The organism is Elioraea sp. Yellowstone, assembly GCF_006704265.1.
Lineage (GTDB): Bacteria > Pseudomonadota > Alphaproteobacteria > Acetobacterales > Acetobacteraceae > Elioraea.
Map to the genome: position 1 here is coordinate 1 of NZ_VIKA01000288.1, position 1180 is coordinate 1180.

A 1180-nucleotide genomic window follows, 5' to 3' on the forward strand; every position below is an offset into this window, starting at 1 on the left:
CCCCCCCACCCCCTCCGCTGTCGGCTGGCGGCTCGGGTCTCGGCGCCGCCGGCGCGATCGCTGCCGCGGTCGCGATCGTGCTCCTGCTCGCCGCGGTCGCGCTCGCCGCCGGCTACTACTACGGCTGGAGCCGGCTGGTGGAGCGCATGCAGGCCTCGCTGCCGCCGCCGCGCGATGCCGCCCTCGACGAGCAGCTCCGCCGCGCCCAGGAGAGCGTCAATGACGGGCTGCGGCGGCGGCTCGCCGAGCTCGAGGGGGCGCTCGCGGGCGATGTCTGCGCAGCCCTCGGCCCGCCGCCGCGGCTCGACCCGCCGGGCGCGCCGGGCCGGGCGGGCGCGCCGCCGCAGCAGCCCGCACTCTCGCCCGCCCTGATCCCGCCCACCGCCGAGGAGCAGCCGGTGCGGCCGCCGCCGGGCGAGGGGGCGCAGCAGGCGACCAACCTCGCTACCCTGCTGACCGACTCCGTGGTCCTGATCATCGCCACTGTGCGCCGCCCCGACGGCCAGCAGGGGCTGAGCCAAGGCAGCGGCTTCGCGGTCGGCGAAACCGTGGTCGTCACCAACCGCCACGTGATCGACAACGCCGCCGACGACGAGGTGTTTGTCGTCAACAGGCGGCTCGGCCGCGTGGTGCGCGCCAGCATCGTCGCCGCGACCGATCGCGGCGGCGGGGATTTCCGCCCCGACCTCGCACTCCTCAGGCTGAGCGAGGGCAGCCTGCCGCCGCTGCGCCTCGCCGCCGCAATCGAGCCGCTCCAGCCCGTGGTCGCGGCCGGCTTCCCGGGCTTCGCGGTCGGCATCGACGACACCTTCCGCCGGCTGATGCAGGGCGACGCGGCCGCCACGCCCAACCCCGTCTTCACCTCCGGCACCGTCAGCGGCCTGCAGGAGGTCGCCGGCCAGAGCCTGGTCACCCACACCGCGTCGATCACGCGCGGCAATTCCGGCGGCCCGCTCGCCGATCGCTGCGGCCGGGTCGTGGGCGTGAACACCTGGGGTCGGATGGAGCGCGACACGCTCTACCGCATCGACTACGCCCAGCCGGTGCGCTCGGTGCTGGGGTTCCTGCGCGAGGCCGGGGTGACGGTGACGGCGGACGACAGCGCCTGCGAGCCTGCCGCCCCGCCCGGCCCGACCCCGCCGGCCGCCGCGGCCGCCTGGGCCGCGGTCGAACGCGCTGC

At 76.9% G+C, this 1180-nt stretch carries 1 protein-coding gene; it reads left to right on the forward strand.

What is annotated here, in order from left to right; translation table 11 throughout:
• On the forward strand, positions 1-1180 hold a 1180-nt coding region (locus FK498_RS18740), incomplete at both ends, for a S1C family serine protease (RefSeq protein WP_141857222.1).